At 58.8% G+C, this 18,414-nt stretch carries 18 protein-coding genes and 1 riboswitch; of the genes, 7 read left to right on the forward strand and 11 right to left on the reverse strand.

Features of this window, described 5'->3' with window-relative positions; genetic code table 11:
* Positions 1–43: 43 nt before the first annotated feature.
* From moaE to moaA, 5 genes are all read right to left on the reverse strand, one after another.
* Positions 44–496, reverse strand: coding sequence for a molybdopterin synthase catalytic subunit MoaE (moaE, locus tag HF679_RS11005; RefSeq protein ID WP_123756049.1), 453 nt, complete (start codon positions 494–496; stop codon positions 44–46).
* 1 nt (position 497) lies between these two features.
* Positions 498–746, reverse strand: coding sequence for a molybdopterin synthase sulfur carrier subunit (gene moaD, locus HF679_RS11010; protein WP_123756048.1), 249 nt, complete (start codon positions 744–746; stop codon positions 498–500).
* Complete coding sequence (moaC, locus tag HF679_RS11015; RefSeq protein ID WP_123756047.1) at positions 739–1,227, reverse strand: cyclic pyranopterin monophosphate synthase MoaC; 489 nt, start codon at positions 1,225–1,227, stop codon at positions 739–741. The genes moaD and moaC overlap by 8 nt, the downstream gene beginning before the upstream one ends.
* Before the next feature lie 3 nt (positions 1,228–1,230).
* The gene (gene moaB, locus HF679_RS11020) at positions 1,231–1,743 is read right to left on the reverse strand and encodes a molybdenum cofactor biosynthesis protein B (RefSeq protein WP_187042974.1); all 513 of its coding nucleotides are present in this window, start codon (positions 1,741–1,743) and stop codon (positions 1,231–1,233) included.
* 147 nt (positions 1,744–1,890) lie between these two features.
* A complete protein-coding gene (gene moaA / locus HF679_RS11025) occupies positions 1,891–2,880 on the reverse strand; it encodes a GTP 3',8-cyclase MoaA (protein ID WP_123756045.1) in 990 nt (329 codons plus the stop codon).
* Positions 2,868–3,006: riboswitch (molybdenum cofactor riboswitch) on the reverse strand. It overlaps the preceding gene by 13 nt.
* A gap of 210 nt (positions 3,007–3,216) precedes the next feature.
* Between moaA and yvcK the strand changes: the two genes are divergently transcribed.
* The 4 genes from yvcK to pmrB all read left to right on the forward strand — a co-directional run bounded on the left by yvcK (position 3,217) and on the right by pmrB (position 7,664).
* Positions 3,217–4,122, forward strand: coding sequence for a uridine diphosphate-N-acetylglucosamine-binding protein YvcK (gene yvcK / locus HF679_RS11030; protein ID WP_154143435.1), 906 nt, complete (start codon positions 3,217–3,219; stop codon positions 4,120–4,122).
* Between the two features lie 113 nt (positions 4,123–4,235).
* Complete coding sequence (eptA, locus tag HF679_RS11035; protein ID WP_187042975.1) at positions 4,236–5,882, forward strand: phosphoethanolamine transferase EptA; 1,647 nt, start codon at positions 4,236–4,238, stop codon at positions 5,880–5,882.
* Positions 5,879–6,550: a two-component system response regulator PmrA gene (gene pmrA / locus HF679_RS11040; RefSeq protein ID WP_123756042.1), complete on the forward strand. Its 672-nt coding sequence runs from the start codon at positions 5,879–5,881 to the stop codon at positions 6,548–6,550. Before eptA ends, pmrA begins: the two co-directional genes overlap by 4 nt.
* 4 nt (positions 6,551–6,554) lie before the next feature.
* On the forward strand, positions 6,555–7,664 hold the full coding sequence (gene pmrB / locus HF679_RS11045; protein WP_154143438.1) for a two-component system sensor histidine kinase PmrB: 1,110 nt from the start codon (positions 6,555–6,557) through the stop codon (positions 7,662–7,664).
* A 218-nt stretch (positions 7,665–7,882) separates the two neighbouring features.
* Here the strand turns inward: pmrB and uvrB are convergent, their stop codons facing one another.
* The gene (gene uvrB / locus HF679_RS11050) at positions 7,883–9,904 is read right to left on the reverse strand and encodes an excinuclease ABC subunit UvrB (RefSeq protein WP_123756040.1); all 2,022 of its coding nucleotides are present in this window, start codon (positions 9,902–9,904) and stop codon (positions 7,883–7,885) included.
* A 736-nt stretch (positions 9,905–10,640) separates the two neighbouring features.
* Between uvrB and HF679_RS11055 the strand changes: the two genes are divergently transcribed.
* A complete protein-coding gene (locus tag HF679_RS11055) occupies positions 10,641–11,363 on the forward strand; it encodes an ABC transporter ATP-binding protein (RefSeq protein ID WP_123756039.1) in 723 nt (240 codons plus the stop codon).
* Here the strand turns inward: HF679_RS11055 and bioD are convergent.
* Genes bioD through bioB form a run of 4 tightly spaced genes read right to left on the reverse strand, consistent with a single transcriptional unit; the run spans position 11,305 to position 14,953 of the window.
* Positions 11,305–12,027 carry a dethiobiotin synthase gene (gene bioD / locus HF679_RS11060; protein WP_187042976.1) on the reverse strand — a complete coding sequence of 241 codons (723 nt, stop codon included), beginning with the start codon at positions 12,025–12,027 and terminating at the stop codon, positions 11,305–11,307. The genes HF679_RS11055 and bioD overlap by 59 nt on opposite strands.
* On the reverse strand, positions 12,020–12,775 hold the full coding sequence (gene bioC, locus HF679_RS11065) for a malonyl-ACP O-methyltransferase BioC (protein ID WP_187042977.1): 756 nt from the start codon (positions 12,773–12,775) through the stop codon (positions 12,020–12,022). The genes bioD and bioC overlap by 8 nt, the downstream gene beginning before the upstream one ends.
* Positions 12,759–13,916: an 8-amino-7-oxononanoate synthase gene (gene bioF / locus HF679_RS11070; RefSeq protein ID WP_187042978.1), complete on the reverse strand. Its 1,158-nt coding sequence runs from the start codon at positions 13,914–13,916 to the stop codon at positions 12,759–12,761. Before bioF ends, bioC begins: the two co-directional genes overlap by 17 nt.
* Positions 13,913–14,953, reverse strand: a complete 1,041-nt coding sequence (gene bioB, locus HF679_RS11075; RefSeq protein WP_123756035.1) for a biotin synthase BioB — start codon at positions 14,951–14,953, stop codon at positions 13,913–13,915. Before bioB ends, bioF begins: the two co-directional genes overlap by 4 nt.
* Positions 14,954–15,038: 85 nt before the next feature.
* Between bioB and bioA the strand changes: the two genes are divergently transcribed.
* Together bioA and HF679_RS11085 are read left to right on the forward strand one after the other, a co-directional pair.
* A complete protein-coding gene (gene bioA / locus HF679_RS11080) occupies positions 15,039–16,328 on the forward strand; it encodes an adenosylmethionine--8-amino-7-oxononanoate transaminase (protein WP_123756239.1) in 1,290 nt (429 codons plus the stop codon).
* A 69-nt stretch (positions 16,329–16,397) separates the two neighbouring features.
* The gene (locus HF679_RS11085) at positions 16,398–16,874 is read left to right on the forward strand and encodes a kinase inhibitor (RefSeq protein WP_123756034.1); all 477 of its coding nucleotides are present in this window, start codon (positions 16,398–16,400) and stop codon (positions 16,872–16,874) included.
* 101 nt (positions 16,875–16,975) lie between these two features.
* Here the strand turns inward: HF679_RS11085 and HF679_RS11090 are convergent, their stop codons facing one another.
* Complete coding sequence (locus HF679_RS11090; RefSeq protein ID WP_123756033.1) at positions 16,976–18,364, reverse strand: amino acid permease; 1,389 nt, start codon at positions 18,362–18,364, stop codon at positions 16,976–16,978.
* Positions 18,365–18,414: the final 50 nt, after the last annotated feature.

The following is an 18,414-nucleotide window of genomic DNA, read 5'->3' on the forward strand; positions in this document are numbered from 1 at the left end:
CTATCTCCTGATTAACACGGTATCTCTGATTAAGCGTATCACACTACCAGCGCTCTGCCGCCTGACGATCGCTATCGCGGGCATCCACCCAACGTTCGCCTTCCGGCGTCGCTTCACGCTTCCAGAACGGCGCCCGGGTTTTCAGGTAGTCCATAATGAACTCCCCGGCCTCAAAGGCGCTGCTGCGGTGGGCGCTGGTCACGCCGACAAACACAATTTCTTCGCCCGGCCACATTTCGCCGATGCGGTGAATCACCGTCACCCGGCCCAGCGACCAGCGCTCCCGCGCCAGTTCGACGATCTCCGCCAGCGACTTTTCCGTCATCCCCGGATAGTGCTCGAGGGTCAGCGCCTTCACGCTATCGCCAAGATTGTGGTTACGCACTTTGCCGGTAAAGGTCACCACCGCGCCGTCTTCATCGCGCTCGGCCAGCCACGGGTATTCGTCACCCACGCAAAAGCGTGCTGGGCTGACGACAATGCGGGTCTGCGTCATCTTAACCCCCTGTGACCGGTGGGAAGAATGCGACTTCGTCACCGGGAGCCACCGGATGGTCAAAGTTGGTCAACGTCTGATTGACCGCCGCCAGCAGCTTGCCCGCTTCCAGCGCCAGCGCCCAGCGATCGCCCTGGCTGGCGAGCTGTTGGCGAATAGCCTCCACCGTCAGTGGCGCGTCCGCCTCAAGCGTCAGCGCATCGGTACCGACCAGTTCGCGCACCTGAGCAAAAAACAGAACCTTAATCATGGGTCTCGTCCGCCTTGAAATCACCGGATTTGCCGCCGCTTTTCGCCAGCAGGCGCACCGGGCCAATGACCATATCTTTTTGCACCGCTTTGCACATATCGTAAATCGTCAGCGCCGCAACGGAGGCCGCGGTCAGCGCCTCCATCTCAACCCCGGTTTTCCCGGTCAGGCGGCACAGCGTCTCGATGCGCACCCGGTTCTGTTCCGGCAGCGCCTGCAGGTTGACTTCAACCTTGCTCAGCATCAGCGGATGGCACAGCGGGATCAGCTCCCAGGTCCGTTTGGCGGCCTGAATACCGGCAATACGGGCGGTGGCGAAAACATCGCCTTTGTGGTGGCTGCCGTCGATAATCATCGCCAGCGTCGCCGGCTGCATTTCGACCCAGGCTTCAGCCCGGGCTTCACGTACGGTTTCCGCTTTGGCGGAGACGTCCACCATGTGCGCTTCGCCAGCGGCGTTAATATGCGTCAGTTGTGACATAGCTTATTTCTTAAGATGAGAGATAAAGTTGCACGGGCGCGTGCGCGCATCCAGCTGCGGGGCAATGATGTTGTCCCACGCGGTACGACAGGCTTTGGTTGAACCCGGCATAGCAAAAATCAGGGTCCGGTTCGCCACCCCGGCAATGGCCCGGGATTGCAGGGTCGAGGTGCCAATCTCCTCAAAGGAGAGCATGCGGAATACTTCGCCAAACCCTTCCACTTCGCGATCGAACAGCGGCCGGAGCGCTTCCGGCGCCTGATCGCCATCGGTAAAACCGGTCCCGCCGTTAATCAGCACCACCTGGACGTCATCGCTGGCGATCCACGCCGACACCTGGGCGCGAATGGCGTAGCGGTTCTCTTTCACGATGGCCTTATCGGCGATGTGGTGGCCCGCCTCCTGCGCCGCGTCACGCAGCCAGTGGCCAGAGGTGTCGTCCTCTTCGCCACGGCAGCTGGATACGGTGAGAATAGCAATGCGGGTCGGGGTAAACTCAGCGCTGGTCTGACTCATCTGTTTGCTCCTTTATTCCCGTCATACTTCAAGTTGCATGAGCGTTGGCTTTCCTCGTTCACCCCAGTCACTTACCTGAGTAAGCTCCTGGGGATTCCCTGCGTCGCCGCCTTCCTGCAACTCGAATTATTTAGGGTATAGAATCAATTATCCGCCAATATACGACAGGTTTTGCGTAATACCGGTGTTGCCCTGATGCAGGAAATGGGTTTGTTTTTTATGGGTTAAGGCTTCAGAAATGCGTGTTTCCAGCGCCGCCTGCTGCTGGTCTTCGGCAAGCAGATCGCGTAAATCCACGCCACCGTCGCCAAACAGACACAGATGCAGTTTACCCACCGAAGAGACGCGAAGCCGGTTGCAGGTGGCGCAGAAATCTTTCTCGTACGGCATGATGAGGCCAATTTCACCGGCGTAGTCCGGGTGGCAGAAGACCTGCGCCGGGCCATCGCTGCGCTGGCTAATCTGGTGGATCCAGCCGCGGCGCAGCAGCTCATCGCGCAGGACCATGCCGGAGATATGGTGACGGCGAAACAGGTCGCTGCCCTCGCCGGTTTCCATCAGTTCAATAAAGCGCAGCTGGATGCGGCGCGGTTGGATCCACGCCAGGAAGGTGTCGAGCTGATGATGGTTCACATCGCGCATCAGCACGGTATTGACCTTCACTTTTTCGAAACCGGCGGCGAAGGCGGCGTCGATACCGTCCATCACCTGCTGAAATTTATCCTGCCCGGTAATGGCATGGAACTGACGCGCATCGAGGCTATCGACGCTGACGTTAATCGCCGTCAGCCCGGCATCACGCCACTGCTGCACGTCACGGGCCAGGCGGTAGCCGTTGGTGGTGACCGCAATCTGGCGAATGGCGCTGTTTTCACGTACGGCGGCAATAATGTCGGCGAAATCACGACGTAACGACGGTTCGCCGCCGGTCAGGCGCACTTTCTCGGTGCCGAGAGCCGAAAAGGCACGCGTCACGCGACGCACTTCGTCTACGCTGAGAAAGCCTTTATTGGTGACCGCGCCGGGCTTGTAGCCATCCGGCAGGCAGTAGGTGCAACGAAAGTTACACACGTCGGTAATTGACAGGCGCAAGTAATAAAACTTACGCGCAAACGCGTCGGTAAGCTGGGAAGCCATATACACCTTTCCAAATACGGGAGACGCGGTCATTTCTTTCCACGCCCTGGTGACAGACGGAGCCGTCACGGCCAAAGCACCATATCTTGCGACACAGGTACAGGGGCTAGAGTGTTAACAGGTTAATGCCGATAGTAGCGCGGATACGACGGTTTCGCCATTTTCCATTTCGTTATATAATTATGTATATATCGATACGATCGTGCATTTTCGTTACAGAATAGCCAAAAACCAGGCTTTTGCATTGATATCGGTCAGTTTGTCAGGATCCGCCCATCGTCTTTTAGGGGTAGATCGGTTACTGTGAGCCCGTTTAATCGCTATTAAGGAATCTCTATGCGTACTCGTACGTTCGCCGATCTCGATCGCGTGGTGGCACTGGGCGGCGGGCACGGTCTGGGCCGGGTGATGTCGTCGCTCTCCTCGCTCGGTTCACGCCTGACCGGTATTGTCACGACCACCGATAACGGCGGTTCGACGGGTCGTATTCGTCGCTCCGAGGGCGGTATTGCCTGGGGGGATATGCGCAACTGCATTAACCAGTTGATCGCCGAACCCAGCATCGCGTCGGCGATGTTTGAGTATCGTTTTGCCGGTAATGGTGAACTTTCTGGTCATAACCTCGGAAACCTGATGTTAAAGGCGCTCGACCACCTGAGCGTGCGGCCTTTAGAGGCCATCAATTTGATCAGAAATCTGCTGAAAGTAGACGCCTTTTTGATCCCGATGTCGGAACAACCGGTGGATTTGATGGCCATTGACCATGAAGGCCATGAAGTTTACGGCGAGGTCAATATTGACCAGCTGCCCTGCGTCCCGCGAGAGCTGATGCTCTCCCCGCCGGTGCCCACCACCCGTGAAGCGGTGCAGGCCATTGCGCAAGCTGATTTAATCCTGATTGGGCCGGGCAGTTTCTACACCAGCCTGCTGCCTATTCTTCTGCTGGATGAGATGGCCCAGGCCCTGCGCCGCACCCCCGCGGCGATGGTGTTTATCGACAACCTAGGCAAAGAGCACAGCCCGGCCGCCAGTTTGACCCTGGCGGATCGCGTCGGGATTATGGAGCACTATATCGGCAAGCAGGTGATCGATGCGCTGATCGTCGGGCAGAATACCGATATCAGCGGTCTTGAAAACCGCACCATCGTGCAGACGCGACTGGACGCGGTTGATGTTCCCTATCGCCATGACCGGGCGCGCCTGCGTAGCGCGCTGGAGGAAGCCATTCAGGCCATCGGCTAAGGCATGACGACGTAACGGCGACGGCAGAACCGCCGCCGTTATCTTAAAATCTTAAGGTTGTCTTAAATTAACGCTGTCACCATGGCCACTATCTTAGTCCCAGGATTGTTGCCATGTCGCTACTCCCGTTACGTCGGCCGGTCATGAGCCGTACGCTTTATCTGATTCTCTTTGCGCTGTATATCGGGCTGCTGCTGAACCTCGCGTTCTATCGCCAGGTCTTCACGCTGCTGCCGGTCAACAGCCTGCATAACTGGCTGGTGTTCCTCAGCATGCCGGTGGTCGCGTTCAGCGTGATGAATATCCTTACCACGCTGGCCTCTTTCCTTAAGCTCGACCGGCTGGTTATCAGCCTGTTCATTCTGCTCAGCGCCTCGGCTCAGTATTTTATCTGGACCTTCGGGGTGATTATCGATCGCGCCATGATCACCAACATTCTGGATACCACCCCGGCGGAAAGCTTTGCCCTGATGTCCGGCAGGATGGTTCTGACGCTGGGGCTGTCCGGCGTTCTGATGGTTGCGCTGGCCTGGTGGGTAAAAGTGGCGAAGCCGAAGACCGCGTGGCGTGGGATCCTGATGCGCCTGCTGAACATCGCCGTCTCTGCGCTGCTGATTCTGGTGGTCGCGGCGCTGTTTTATAAAGATTACGCCTCGGTCTTTCGCAACAACAAAGAGTTAGTGAAATCACTGAGCCCGTCGAACAGCATCGTGGCGATTAACTCGTGGTATTTCCACAACAAAATGGACAATTTGCCGCTGGTGAAAATTGGCGAAGATGCGACCCAGAAAGCGGAAATGCGTCACGGACCGCGCAAGAATTTAACCATTCTGGTGCTCGGCGAAACCTCCCGGGCGCAGAACTTCTCCCTCGGCGGCTACGATCGCGAAACCAACCCGCGCCTGAAACAAGACGATGTGGCCTACTTCACCAATACCACCTCATGCGGAACCGCCACCGCGGTGTCGGTGCCCTGCATGTTCTCCAATATGCCGCGCGCCCATTATGATGAAGAACTGGCGCACCATCAGGAAGGCGTACTGGATATCCTGCAACGCGCCGGCGTTCAGGTGCTGTGGAACGACAATGACGGCGGCTGTAAGGGTGCCTGCGACCGCGTACCGCATCAGAATGTCACCGACCTGAACCTGACCGGGCAGTGCATCGATGGCGAATGTTACGATGAGGTGCTGTTCCATAATCTGGAAAGCTACATCGATAATTTGCAACAGGATGGCATTATCGTGCTGCACACTATCGGCAGCCATGGCCCGACGTACTACAATCGCTATCCTGCTGAATTCAAGAAATTTACCCCAACCTGCGAAACCAACGAAATCCAGAGTTGTACTCAGCAGCAGTTGACCAATACTTACGACAACACGATCTTATATGTCGATTATGTGGTGGATAAAGCCATCAAATTATTGCAGTCAAAGCAGGATAAATTCACCACCAGCCTGGTGTATCTCTCCGACCACGGTGAGTCGCTCGGCGAAGATGGGGTCTATTTACACGGACTGCCGTGGTCCATCGCCCCGGAGACGCAAAAACATGTGCCGATGCTGATCTGGCTGTCAGCGGATTACCAGCAGCGCTATGGCGTCTCCAGCCAGTGTCTGCAGCAGAAAGCCAAAACGGAGCCTTATTCTCAGGATAATCTGTTCTCCACCCTGCTCGGTTTACTGGGGGTCAATACCCACGAGTACCGGGCAGCTGACGATATTTTAACGCCATGCAGAAGCGAGGCCGGTAGATGAAAATCTTAGTCATTGAAGACGACGCACTCCTGTTACAGGGATTGATTCTGGCGATGCAAAGCGAGGGGTACGTCTGTGATGGCGTCGCCACCGCCCATGAGGCCGCGCTGTCTCTCGCCAGCAACCACTACAGCTTGATCGTGCTGGACCTGGGCCTGCCGGATGAAGACGGCCTGCACTTCCTGGCGCGCATGCGCCGGGAAAAATTCACTCAGCCGGTGCTGATCCTCACCGCCCGCGACACCGTCGACGATCGGATTAGCGGTCTTGATACCGGGGCGGATGATTATCTGGTGAAACCCTTCGCCCTGGAAGAGCTGAATGCCCGCATCCGCGCCCTGCTCCGCCGCCATAATAACCAGGGCGACAATGAGATGTCCGTCGGCGATCTGCGGCTGAATATCACCCGTCGCCAGGTCTGGCTGGGCGACAATGCGCTGGACCTGACGCCGAAAGAGTACGCCCTGCTCTCACGCCTGATGATGAAAGCGGGTAGCCCGGTGCACCGCGAAATTCTCTACAACGATATCTACAGCTGGGACAACGAGCCGGCCACCAACACGCTGGAAGTGCATATCCATAACCTGCGCGATAAAGTCGGCAAGGCCCGTATTCGCACGGTCCGGGGATTTGGCTATATGCTGGTGAATCAATCAGAGACGGAATAACGCCATGGCACTGTTCGCAAGTGAAAACTGGACGATGCGTCATCGCCTGCTGCTGACCATTGGCGCCATTCTGGTCGTGTGCCAGCTGATCAGCGTCTTCTGGCTGTGGCATGAAAGCAAAGAGCAGATCCAGCTGCTGGTGGCGAGCGCCATCGAAGGACATAACAATCAGAAGCACGTCGAGCACGAAGTGCGGGAGGCGGTTGCCAGCTTACTGATCCCCAGCCTGCTGATCGTCGGCCTGGCGCTGTACATCAGCATGCTGGCGGTGAGAAAAATTACCCGTCCGCTGTCGACGCTGCAAAGTGAGCTCGAAAGCCGCACCCCGGACAACCTGCAGCCCATCACCCTGACGGAATCGGTCCCGGAAGTAACGGCGGTGACGACGGCCATCAATCAGCTGGTGTCCCGACTGAACCTGACGCTCGACCGCGAGCGGCTGTTCACCGCCGATGTCGCCCATGAGCTACGCACGCCGTTAGCCGGTCTGCGCCTGCACCTTGAGCTGATGTCCAGGGCGCACAACGTCGAGGTGACGCCGCTGATCCAGCGTCTGGATCTGATGACCAACAGCATTTCGCAGCTGCTACAGCTGGCCCGTGTCGGCCAGTCGTTTTCCGCCGGTAGCTATCAGCGTGTCGCGCTGCGCGAAGATGTGATCGAACCGGTGCGCGACGAGCTGGAAACCATGCTCGCACAACGCCAGCAAACGCTGGAGGTTGTCTGCCTGTCTGAAAGTGGTTGTGAGGATGTGATTGTCTCCGGTGACGCGACGTTGCTGCGGGTGGCACTGCGTAACCTGGTGGAAAACGCCCATCGCTACAGCCCGATACAATCGGTGGTCAAAATCTCAATTCAGGCAGGCGCCACGCCGGTTATTGCGGTGGAAGATCAGGGGCCGGGGATTGATGAAGCGAAAAGCGGTGAGCTGAGCAAAGCGTTTGTCCGCATGGACAGCCGCTATGGCGGGATTGGCCTGGGGTTAAGTATTGTGACGCGCATCGTCCAGCTGCACGATGCCCAGTTCTTTTTACATAACCGCCAGCCGGGCCCTGGCGTACGGGGCTGGATCCAGTTTCCCGCGCTGTCGCGTCAGAAGGTCAAAACCCACTGATGGAAAAAGGCGACCACCACGATAAACGCGCAGGTCACGGCCAGATACTCACGGATGTTTAATTTTTGCATGACACTATCCTCATCAGAATGGGGATAGTGTCGCCTGGCAAGATTAAGCTGACATTAAGCCAACGATTAAATGCGGACGAAAGATAAAAAATCAGCGCGCCGTCACGCTGTACTGCCGCTCCGGCACGGTAATTTCCGCAATCCAGGTTACGAAGCGGCAATAAACAGCTCGCGCAGCTGATGCAGCTGGTCGCGAATCTGCGCCGCCTCTTCGAACTCGAGGTTCTGCGCGTGCTGCATCATCAGCCCTTCCAGCTCGTGAATTTTCTGCTGGAGCGCTTTCGGCGTCAGCACCACTTCCGGGGTATCTGCCTCCACCGGCGAACGTGATTTGCCGCGCCCTTTGGCTTTGGTTTTGGCGATGTTGCTGCCCAGCGCCAGAATATCGACCACTTTTTTATTCAGCCCCTGCGGGGTAATACCGTGCTCTTCGTTATAGCGCTGCTGCTTCTCACGACGACGCTCCGTCTCGCTGATAGCTTTCGCCATCGAGGCGGTGATCTTGTCGCCATACAGAATCGCTTTACCGTTGATATTACGCGCCGCACGGCCAATGGTCTGAATCAGCGAGCGCTCGGAACGCAGGAAACCTTCTTTGTCGGCATCGAGGATCGCCACCAGTGAGACTTCCGGCATATCCAGCCCTTCACGCAGCAGGTTAATCCCCACCAGCACATCAAACTCGCCCAGCCGCAGGTCGCGGATGATTTCCATGCGCTCCACGGTGTCGATATCCGAGTGCAGGTAGCGCACGCGCTCGCCGTGCTCTTCGAGATACTCCGTCAGGTCTTCCGCCATGCGTTTGGTCAGGGTGGTCACCAGCACACGTTCATTGATGACCACGCGGGTACGAATTTCTGACAGCAGGTCATCGACCTGGGTGGCCACCGGACGCACTTCAATAATGGGATCCAGCAACCCGGTCGGACGTACCACCTGATCGACCACTTCATCGCCGGATTTTTCCAGCTCGTACGGCCCAGGCGTTGCCGACACATAGATAGTCTGCGGCGCCAGCGCCTCAAACTCTTCAAATTTCATCGGGCGGTTATCCAGCGCGGAAGGCAGTCGGAAGCCGTACTCCACGAGGGTCTCTTTACGCGCCCGGTCCCCACGATACATGCCGCCAATTTGCGGGATGGTGACGTGGGATTCATCGATAACCAGCAAACCGTCCGCCGGCAGGTAATCGAACAGCGTTGGCGGTGGCTCGCCCGGACCACGCCCGGAGAGATAGCGCGAGTAGTTTTCGATGCCGGAGCAGTACCCTAGCTCGTTCATCATCTCGAGGTCAAACTGCGTGCGCTGCGACAGCCGCTGCTCTTCCAGCAGCTTATTGTTGTCCAGCAGCACTTTGCGCCTTTCCGCCAGCTCGACTTTGATCTCTTCCATCGCCTGCACAATGCGCTCACGCGGCGTAACGTAGTGCGTTTTCGGGTAGATGGTAAAGCGCGGGATGGTGGATTCAACCTGGCCGGTCAGCGGGTCGAACAGCGACAGTCGCTCGACCTCTTCGTCAAACAGTTCGATCCGCAACGCAACGTCGTCTGATTCCGCCGGGAAGACGTCAATCACCTCGCCACGCACCCGGAAGGTACCGCGCTGGAAGGCCTGATCGTTGCGGGTGTACTGCAGCTCTGCCAGGCGACGCAAAATCGCCCGCTGGTCGATGAGCATCCCGGTGGTCAGGTGCAGCATCATCTTCAGGTAGAGATCAGGATCGCCCAGACCGTAAATGGCCGACACCGACGCCACCACCACGACATCGCGCCGCTCAAGCAGCGCCTTGGTCGCCGAGAGACGCATCTGCTCGATGTGTTCGTTCACCGATGCGTCTTTCTCAATGAAGGTGTCGGAGCTCGGCACGTAGGCTTCAGGCTGATAATAGTCGTAGTAGGAGACGAAATACTCCACCGCGTTTTCCGGGAAGAACTCTTTCATTTCACCGTACAGCTGCGCTGCCAGGGTTTTGTTCGGCGCCAGCACCATGGTCGGGCGCTGGAGATCGGCAATAACGTTAGCGATGGTGAAGGTCTTACCCGACCCGGTCACCCCCAGCAGGGTTTGATGCGCCAGGCCATCTTCCAGCCCCTCTTCCAGACGCCGGATGGCTTCCGGCTGGTCACCAGAGGGACGGAATGGGGAATGCAGCGTGAACGTTTTACTCATATATCTGGCCCTGAAGAAGGATGGGACGCCTGGTGGTATGCGGCAGGTGTTTAATTCTACCCTTCACGCCAGCTTTTGCCAATAAATAATACTGTACATAAAAACAGTATCACATTATTGTTTATGCTCACCGTGGCGGGAAGGTGACTCATTTTGGGGTGAAAGCTGACCATCTTGCAGAATAATCCGCCAGACAGTAGGGTTATCCCCAGAAAAATTTATCATTTAACATTTGTCAAGCAAGGTAATGAATCTTTTATGGCAGCAGGTGACACTTTCCTTACAGCCATTGCTTTTATTCAACCAATTGATTTTTAATGATATTAAACAAAAGATGGGTTTCGCGCCAATTCAGCCGCAGGCCGCGTAATCTCTAGCTTACCGCAAGTTCTCTAACTCTAATACACAAGGTTATCCACAGGAATAGTGGATAAGTGTCTGCAGGCCTTGACCACTGCCACCCCGCCGAAATCGACCGACCGTCAAAAACCAGCGCCTAAAAAAAATTATCGAATTATTTTTGATATTTATCAGCTAAAGAGGCCTGCCTTTTTGTTGCTTTCTGCACCATTTTTCATGCGCTTTAGCACCGGGAAAGTGCAACCGTCTCGTTGCCCCACCGCCGTCATGGCCTGTGATACCTGTTCTGACAGAAAAAACCGGAACATCTTTTTCCTGGCAAGAGATTTGCAGAATCTTCATGTCGCTCACTATCCCCGAAAAGGAGAAAACGTCTATGTTGAGTCTACGCGCAGTCAATCAGTACTACGGAAGCCAGCACACACTATGGAATGTCGACCTTGAACTACGGTCCGGCGAGTGCACCTGTGTGATGGGACTTCAGGGAATGGGGAAAACCACGCTCATTAACTGTATTACCGGCCATCTCCCGGTGGCCAGCGGCAGTATGACCTGGCAGGAGATCGGTTCGCCGCCCTGCGATATCACGCCGCTCTCCGCGCAATCCCGGGCGATTATCGGCATCGGCTATGTGCCGCAGGACAAGCGAATTTTTTCGCAGCTCAGCGTGGAAGATAATCTGCATATTGCGCTGGCTGCCGGCGGCAATCCTGGTGCGGTGGTGAAAGGTGAGATTTACGATTTATTCCCCGACCTGTACGGCCAGCGCCAGCATAAAGGCGCGATGCTGACCGAAGATGACCAGTATCAGCTGGCGCTGGCCAGAGCGCTGATCGTCCAGCCGCGCCTGCTGATCCTGGATGAACCATCACGCGGCAGCGGCCAGCACTTCATGCATAAACTGGGGGATTTACTGGTGCGTCTGAACCGCGATATCGGCTTAACGGTGCTGCTCGCAGAGCAGCACCTGCCGTTTATTCGCCGGGTGGCTGATCGCTTTTGCCTGCTACACCGCGGGCGTAACGTGGCGCAAGGCAGCGTTATTCAGCTGGATGAACCACTGCTGGCGCAATGGATGACGCCTGATCCAGCGCGTTAAGGTCAATATACTGCCCGAGGTCGTCGCGCTGCGCGGCGTCCGAAAGCCATGGGATCTCCCCCAAAAATGGCGTCGGCAGCAGGCGTTTCAGGGTCGCCAGATACTCGACATGGCGCCTGCCCGGCGGCTGGATATCGTTGGCGATCCAGCCGACCAGCGGCAGCCCCGCCTGGCGTACCGCCAGGGCGGTGAGCAGCGCATGGTTGATGCACCCCAGTTTGATGCCGACCACCAGAATGACCGGCAGTTGCTCATCGCGCACCCAGTCGGCAAAGCTCAACGTGGGGGATAGCGGCGTGAACCAGCCGCCAGCGCCTTCCACCAGCACCCATTCGGCAAGATTTTCCAGCTCGCGCAATCCGGCAGACAGCGCCCCGGCCGTAATCGGCCGCCCCTCATCTGCGCTCACGATATGCGGTGACGTCGGCTCCTCGAAGGTCAGCGGATTCACCTGGGCGTAGCTCAGCGCCACGGCGCTGTTGCGCTGCAACGCCAGGGCATCTTCGTTACGCAACCCCTGCGCCGTCAGCTCGCTTCCGGACGCCACCGGCTTATAGCCCGCGCTTTTCAGACCCGACAGATTCGCCGCCTGCAACAAGGCGCAGCTGGAGATGGTTTTCCCGACTTCAGTGTCGGTTCCGGTGACGAAAAAACGTTTAGTCACGTTCAATGACTCCTGTAAAAAGATGGTACGTCAGCGGGCACTGGCCCTGCTGTTGTGGCCAGGCCAGCTGCAGCTGACGCAGTTTTCCCCGGCTCAGCGGTGGCGCATGGCGCCCCTGATGCAGATGCGTGGCGCCGATCCCTTTCAGCGAGCGCATCGCGCTCAGAGCATCGGCAAACGGCAGGCCGATCTCGTGGACCTGCCCGACGGCCCGCCGCCCGGTCAGCGCCTCGCGCACCGCCTGTTCGCTGAGAAAGCGATTGGCATGCGGGTGGCTATCGATGGCGCGCCAGGCCTGATTCAGTTCCGGCAGCGAACCGGACAGCAGCGTGGTAAACGCCACCTTGCCGCCGGGGCGCACCACCCGGCACAGCTCGTCAATGGCGTCGGCCAGGCTGTCGCACCACTGCACCGCCAGGTTGCTCCACGCCAGATCGACGCAGGCATCGGGCAGCGGCAGCGATTCGATATCGCCCTCCACGTAACGATCGGCGCACTGGTCACGCCGCGCCTGGGCCAGCATCTCAGCCGAAAGATCCAGCGCGGTGACCTCGCTTCCGGCCTCACGCCAGTAGCGGCTCATGCTGCCAGGGCCGCAGCCGGCATCCAGCACCGTGGCAAAGGCCCGCTCGTTGAGCTGGTGCAGCAGGCGCGCGGCGCTGATCCGCTGGAGCGCGTCGTGTTGCGAATAGTGGCTGGCCGCCCGGCCAAAGGCCGCGGCAACCGCGTGTTTATTGACTCTCGCCATGCAGCACCTCCAGCAGACGGCTGATGTCAGTGGCGTCGTGCGCGGCGGTCAGCGTCAGGCGCAGACGCGCGCTCCCCGCCGGTACCGTCGGCGGACGAATGGCCGTTGCCCAACAACCCTGATCGCGCAGACGCGCCGCCAGCCGTAATGCCCGGCCGTTATCGCCGACGATCAGCGGTTGAATCGCGCTACGTGATGCGCTCAGCGTCCCCGGGAATGTGGCCATGCCGTCGCGGAACTGCGCCACATGACGCGCCAGTTTTTCCCGCCGCTGCTGACCATCATCGCTGCGGATCACCGCCAGCGCGGCGCTCAGCGCCACCGCCTGAGCCGGCGGCATCGCGGTGCTGTAGATCAGGTGACGAGCAAACTGCAGCAGATAGTCTGCCAACGCGTCGTCGCACAGCACCGCCGCACCGCTGACGCCAAAGGCTTTACCGAAGGTCACCACCAGCAGTTCAGGGCGAACGTTCTGCACATGGCAGCTGCCGCGCCCCTCCTCGCCCACCACGCCTATGCCGTGGGCATCATCCACCAGCAGCCAGCCGTCAGCGACCCGGGTAGCCTCGGCAATGGCGGCGAGCGGAGCGCTGTCGCCATCCATACTGAATACCCCTTCCGTCACCACCAGCTGTTGTCCCGCCAGCGGCTTGCCCAGCAGTTCGCTCAGCTGCTGCACGTCGTTGTGCGCAAAACGCCGCAGCGCCGCCGGACTGAGGCTCGCGGCCTCCAGCAGGGAAGCATGGCTCAGCCGGTCCGCCACCGTGCGGTCGTCCTTGCCGAGCAGCGCGGCAATCAGCGCCTGATTGGCGGCAAACCCGGAGATAAACAGCAGCGCGCGCGGATAGCCCAGCCACTCCGCCAGCGATGTTTCCAGCTGGCGATGCGCCTCGCTGTAGCCGCTGACGTGGCCGGAGCCGCCGCTGCCGACACCGTAGCGCGTTGCCCCCTGCTGCCAGGCGGCGATAATTTCCGGGTGTTGGCTCAGCCCGAGATAATCATTGCTGGAGAAATTGAGCCAGCGCTGGCCGTCGCGGGTCAGCCAGCGTCCGGCCCCCTGCTCCACCGGCTGACGGCGGCGAAAGGCATCCGCCTCCCGTCGCTCGCTCAGCGCCTGATCAATGCGTTGCTGCCAGCTCATAGCGCCGCCGCGTTGTAATATTCCTCAGTGTCCGGGGTACGTAATACCTGCTCAAGGCGCTGCTGCTGTTCGTTATCGCCTTCCAGCACCGCCGTTTGCTGCGGGTTAAGCCCGAGCTTACGGAACAGCTGCAGGTCTTTGTCCTCTTCCGGGTTCGGCGTGGTCAGCAGCTTGCAGCCGTAGAAAATCGAGTTGGCGCCGGCCATAAAGCACATCGCCTGGGTCTGCTCGCTCATCTGCTCACGGCCGGCGGACAGTCGCACATAGGAGGATGGCATCATGATCCGCGCCACCGCGATGGTGCGGATAAAATCAAAGGCATCGACGTCGTCGTTATCGGCCAGCGGCGTACCCTTGACCTTGACCAGCATGTTGATAGGCACGCTTTCCGGCGCCGTCGGCAGGTTTGCCAGCTGCAACAGCAGCCCGGCGCGGTCTTTCTCCGTTTCGCCCAGGCCGACGATCCCGCCTGAACAGACCTTAATCCCGGCATCGCGCACTTTGTCGAGGGTATCCAGACGCTCCTGGTAAGTACGGGTGGTGATGATGTTGCCGTAGAATTCCGGCGAGGTATCCAGGTTGTGGTTGTAGTAATCCAGACCGGCTCCCGCCAGACGCTGCGCCTGGTTATCGGTCAGGGTGCCGAGGGTCATGCAGGACTCCAGCCCCATCGCCTTGACCCCTTTGACCATCTGCTCGAGATACGGCATATCGCGCTCGTGCGGGTTTTTCCAGGCGGCCCCCATACAAAAACGGGTTGAGCCGGCGTTTTTCGCCTGACGCGCCGATTCCAGCACCTGCTCCACTTCCATCAGGCGCTCAGATTCCAGCCCGGTTTTGTAGCGCGCGCTCTGCGGGCAATATTTACAGTCTTCCGGGCAGGCGCCGGTTTTAATCGACAGCAACGTGCTGACCTGAACCTGACGCGGGTCGAAGTTCTGACGGTGGATTTGCTGCGCTTCAAACAGCAGGTCCAGTAATGGTTTGTTAAATAACTCAGTAACTTGCGACATTGTCCAGCGTGCGTGGTGAGCCATTGGCCTCTCCAAAGGGTTTTGTTAATTGTCGGTTCGGTTTATACTCGTAAACCTAAATGTTTTCAGAATGGTTTACAAGTCGCTTATGACAACGGACGATCTCGCCTTCGATCGGCGCCACATTTGGCACCCCTACACCTCCATGACCTCCCCTTTGCCGGTTTATCCGGTGGTGGCTGCTCACGGCTGCGAGCTGTCCCTCGCCAGCGGTGAGCAGTTGGTTGACGGCATGTCGTCGTGGTGGGCGGCGATCCACGGCTACAATCACCCGCGCCTGAACGCGGCGATGAAAGCGCAGATTGACCAAATGTCACACGTGATGTTTGGCGGTATCACCCACCCTTCGGCGGTCGCGCTGTGCCGTCAGCTGGTGGCGATGACCCCGGCATCGCTGGAGTGCGTGTTCCTCGCCGACTCCGGCTCGGTGGCGGTGGAAGTGGCGATGAAAATGGCCCTTCAGTACTGGCAGGCGAAAGGCCAGCCGCGCCAGCGTTTTCTGACGTTCCGCAACGGCTACCACGGCGATACCTTCGGCGCGATGTCGGTCTGCGATCCGGACAACTCCATGCACAGCCTGTGGCAGGGTTATCTGCCGGATAACCTGTTCGCCCCGGCGCCGCAGAGCCGCTTTGACGGCGAGTGGGATGAGCGGGATATGGTGGCGTTTGCCCGGCTGATGGCGGCCCATCGTGAAGAGATTGCGGCGGTGATCCTCGAACCGATCGTCCAGGGGGCGGGCGGAATGCGGATGTACCACCCGCAGTGGCTGAAGCGCATTCGTCAGATGTGCGACCGTGAAGGCATCCTGTTGATTGCCGATGAGATCGCCACCGGATTTGGCCGCACCGGCAAGCTGTTTGCCTGCGAACATGCGGGAATCGCGGCGGATATTCTGTGTCTCGGCAAAGCGCTGACCGGCGGGACCATGACGCTGTCGGCCACCCTGACCACCCGGGACGTCGCGGAGACCATCAGCAATGGTGAAGCGGGCTGCTTTATGCACGGCCCGACGTTTATGGGCAACCCGCTGGCCTGCGCGGTGGCGGCTGAAAGCCTGAGCATCCTCCAGACCGGCGAGTGGCAGCAGCAGGTGGCGGCCATTGAAACACAGCTCAACGCCGAGCTGGCCCCGGCGCGGGAATCACCGCTGGTGGCCGATGTCCGGGTGCTGGGCGCCATCGGGGTGGTGGAGACCCGCCGCCCGGTCAACATGGCGGCGCTGCAGCGGTTCTTCGTCGAGCAAGGAGTGTGGGTCCGCCCGTTCGGTCGCCTGATTTACCTGATGCCGCCGTACATCATTACGCCAGAACAATTGAGTCGCCTGACGCAGGCGGTTAACGCTGCGGTTCAGGAAGAAATATTTTTTAGCGAATAAGGGACGGTAATGCTGCGCCACACGCGCTACACTTCTTTGCTAATCAGTAGATTAACCTGAGGAGAGGCGATGAAATTAATCAGTCATGATTTGCTGGATGGCGCAAAGCTGCCCAATCGTCATGTATTCAACGGCATGGGCTACGATGGCGACAATATTTCACCCCATCTGGCGTGGGACGAAGTCCCTGAGGGAACCAAAAGCTTCGTGGTGACCTGCTTTGACCCGGATGCGCCGACCGGCTCCGGCTGGTGGCACTGGATTGTGGCCAACCTTCCTGCTGATACCCGCGTTTTGCCGCAGGGTGCCGGTTCAGGTCAGGCGGAACTGCCCGAAGAAGCGATTCAGACCCGTACCGATTTCGGTCAGGCAGGCTACGGCGGCGCGGCGCCACCGAAGGGTGAGACCCACCGCTATATCTTTACCGTCCACGCGCTGGATGTTGATAAAATTGATGTCGATGAAGGCGCCAGCGGCGCGATGGTTGGCTTTAACGTCCATTTCCATTCATTGGGCAGCTCATCGATTACCGCCCTGTTTAGCTAACCCCCCGGATGGCGGCGTAAACGCCTTATCCGGGACAGGTTGGTGCAATTTGGTAACCCGGGTAAGGCGTCAGCCGCAACCCGGGAAAACCCAAACGATGACTACTCTGTTACCGCCAGCACGGCATTTTTGCGCACCCGCGCAAACCATACCGCGGTCAGCAGCCCCAGCCACACCAGGCCGGCGATCAGCGCAATCCGCGTCTCTTCCACCATCCCCAGCACCGCGATCACGATCCCCATAAACAGCAGCGTCAGCAGCGGCGCCACCGGCCAGAACGGCACCGGGAACTCAATCTGCTGACGCTCTTGCGCCGACAAACCGCGACGCATAGCGAAGTGCGACAGCAGGATCATCAACCACACCCACACCGTGGCAAATGCCGCCAGGGAGGCAATCAGCACGAACACCTGCTCCGGCATCAGGTAGTTCAGCACCACCGCCGCCAGCAGCGCCACGCCCATCACCACCACCGTCATCCACGGCACGCCGTTGCTGGCAATGCGCAGGAAGCTTTTCGGCGCCATCCCCTCTTTGGCCATGCCGTACATCATGCGACCGGCGCCAAAGATATCGCTGTTAATCGCCGAAATACTGGCGCTGATGACGATGATATTCAGAATGGTCGCCGCCGCTGGGATCCCCAGGCCGCTAAAAATCAGGACGAAAGGACTGCCCTGCTCACCGAAGCTGTTCCACGGGAAAATCGCCATCAGGATCGCCAGCGTGCAGACGTAGAACAACACGATACGCAGCGGGATGGTATTGATGGCCTGCGGGATCACCTTCTTCGGGTTCTGCGCTTCGGCGGCGGTGACGCCGATAATCTCAACGCCGCCAAAGGCGAACATCACGATCCCAAGCGAGGCGATTATCCCCTGCCAGCCGTTCGGGGCAAAACCGCCGTGGCTCCACAGGTTTTCCAGCCCGGTAGCCGGGAAGCTGTTGCCAAAACCAAAGAAGATGATGCCGCCGCCCGCGACGATCATCGCGATAATCGCCACCACTTTCACCAGCGACAGCCAAAACTCCATTTCGCCGAAAATGCGCACGTGGCACAGGTTCATCGCGCCGATGAAGAAGATAATGCTCAGCACCCAAATCCAGCGCGGTACATCGGGGTACCACAGCCCCATGTAGATACCAAACGCGGTGACGTCCGCCAGGGCGACGATCACCATCTCGAAGGTGTAGGTCCAGCCGGTAATAAACCCGGCCAGCGGCCCGAGATACTGCCGGGCATAGCTACCGAAGGAGCCGGAAACCGGCTGGCGTACCGCCATTTCCCCCAGCGCACGCATGACGATAAATACCGCCAGGCCGCCGATCAGATAGGCCAGCAGTACCGCCGGTCCCGCGGCTTTGATCGCGGCCGAAGAACCATAAAACAGCCCGGTCCCGATAGCGGAACCCAGCGCGATAAAACGAATATGTCGGGCATTCAGCCCGCGCAGCAGGTGTGGCTTTTGTGGCGATGGTTGTTGTTGCATATGCGAGTGTCCTGATAATTTTTGTATGACGACAAATATGCGTGTAGGAC

This window comes from Enterobacter sp. JUb54 (assembly GCF_014298075.1).
In the GTDB taxonomy this organism is placed as follows: Bacteria; Pseudomonadota; Gammaproteobacteria; order Enterobacterales; family Enterobacteriaceae; genus Klebsiella; species Klebsiella lignicola.

What these genes read in the sequence shown, in the direction of transcription:
- moaE (WP_123756049.1), bottom strand. Translation starts at nt 496, where the DNA reads ATGACGCAGACCCGCATTGTCGTCAGCCCAGCACGCTTTTGCGTGGGT.
- moaD (WP_123756048.1), bottom strand. Translation starts at nt 746, where the DNA reads ATGATTAAGGTTCTGTTTTTTGCTCAGGTGCGCGAACTGGTCGGTACC.
- moaC (WP_123756047.1), bottom strand. Translation starts at nt 1,227, where the DNA reads ATGTCACAACTGACGCATATTAACGCCGCTGGCGAAGCGCACATGGTG.
- moaB (WP_187042974.1), bottom strand. Translation starts at nt 1,743, where the DNA reads ATGAGTCAGACCAGCGCTGAGTTTACCCCGACCCGCATTGCTATTCTC.
- moaA (WP_123756045.1), bottom strand. Translation starts at nt 2,880, where the DNA reads ATGGCTTCCCAGCTTACCGACGCGTTTGCGCGTAAGTTTTATTACTTG.
- yvcK (WP_154143435.1), top strand. Translation starts at nt 3,217, where the DNA reads ATGCGTACTCGTACGTTCGCCGATCTCGATCGCGTGGTGGCACTGGGC.
- eptA (WP_187042975.1), top strand. Translation starts at nt 4,236, where the DNA reads ATGTCGCTACTCCCGTTACGTCGGCCGGTCATGAGCCGTACGCTTTAT.
- pmrA (WP_123756042.1), top strand. Translation starts at nt 5,879, where the DNA reads ATGAAAATCTTAGTCATTGAAGACGACGCACTCCTGTTACAGGGATTG.
- pmrB (WP_154143438.1), top strand. Translation starts at nt 6,555, where the DNA reads ATGGCACTGTTCGCAAGTGAAAACTGGACGATGCGTCATCGCCTGCTG.
- uvrB (WP_123756040.1), bottom strand. Translation starts at nt 9,904, where the DNA reads ATGAGTAAAACGTTCACGCTGCATTCCCCATTCCGTCCCTCTGGTGAC.
- HF679_RS11055 (WP_123756039.1), top strand. Translation starts at nt 10,641, where the DNA reads ATGTTGAGTCTACGCGCAGTCAATCAGTACTACGGAAGCCAGCACACA.
- bioC (WP_187042977.1), bottom strand. Translation starts at nt 12,775, where the DNA reads ATGGCGAGAGTCAATAAACACGCGGTTGCCGCGGCCTTTGGCCGGGCG.
- bioF (WP_187042978.1), bottom strand. Translation starts at nt 13,916, where the DNA reads ATGAGCTGGCAGCAACGCATTGATCAGGCGCTGAGCGAGCGACGGGAG.
- bioB (WP_123756035.1), bottom strand. Translation starts at nt 14,953, where the DNA reads ATGGCTCACCACGCACGCTGGACAATGTCGCAAGTTACTGAGTTATTT.
- bioA (WP_123756239.1), top strand. Translation starts at nt 15,039, where the DNA reads ATGACAACGGACGATCTCGCCTTCGATCGGCGCCACATTTGGCACCCC.
- HF679_RS11085 (WP_123756034.1), top strand. Translation starts at nt 16,398, where the DNA reads ATGAAATTAATCAGTCATGATTTGCTGGATGGCGCAAAGCTGCCCAAT.
- HF679_RS11090 (WP_123756033.1), bottom strand. Translation starts at nt 18,364, where the DNA reads ATGCAACAACAACCATCGCCACAAAAGCCACACCTGCTGCGCGGGCTG.